This window comes from Actinoplanes sp. DH11 (assembly GCF_020873875.1).
In the GTDB taxonomy this organism is placed as follows: Bacteria; Actinomycetota; Actinomycetes; order Mycobacteriales; family Micromonosporaceae; genus Actinoplanes.
The window spans coordinates 1-297 of the sequence record NZ_JAHWGU010000207.1 but is presented as its reverse complement, the minus strand read 5'-3'; the positions used below and the strand labels follow the sequence as shown (position 1 = coordinate 297).

The following is a 297-nucleotide window of genomic DNA, read 5'->3' as shown; positions in this document are numbered from 1 at the left end:
CAACGCCCGCGTCGTAGCCAACGAGAACCCGACATCAACAGCATCAGCATCCAACACGGCCAACCGCTGCACCTGCGCCGCCAACGCCTCCGGCGACTTCGCAGAAACCAGCCACGGCACCGGACCCTGATGCGGCACCCCGGACGGGAGCTCCGGTGCCTCCACACCCGGGCCCTGCTCCAAGATCACGTGCGCGTTCGTGCCACTGATCCCGAACGACGACACCGCCGCCCGACGAGGTCTGTCCTGCACCTGCCACTCGACCGGCTCAGTCAACAACTCCACCGCACCCGACTC

Annotated in this window: 1 protein-coding gene; it reads right to left on the bottom strand. The window is 67.3% G+C overall.

The features are described from left to right. Positions 1 to 285 (bottom strand): ketoacyl-synthetase C-terminal extension domain-containing protein (locus LPA41_RS41455; RefSeq protein WP_308036676.1); only part of this gene is annotated, 285 nt, incomplete at its 3' end. Between the last annotated feature and the right edge of the window lie 12 nt (positions 286 to 297).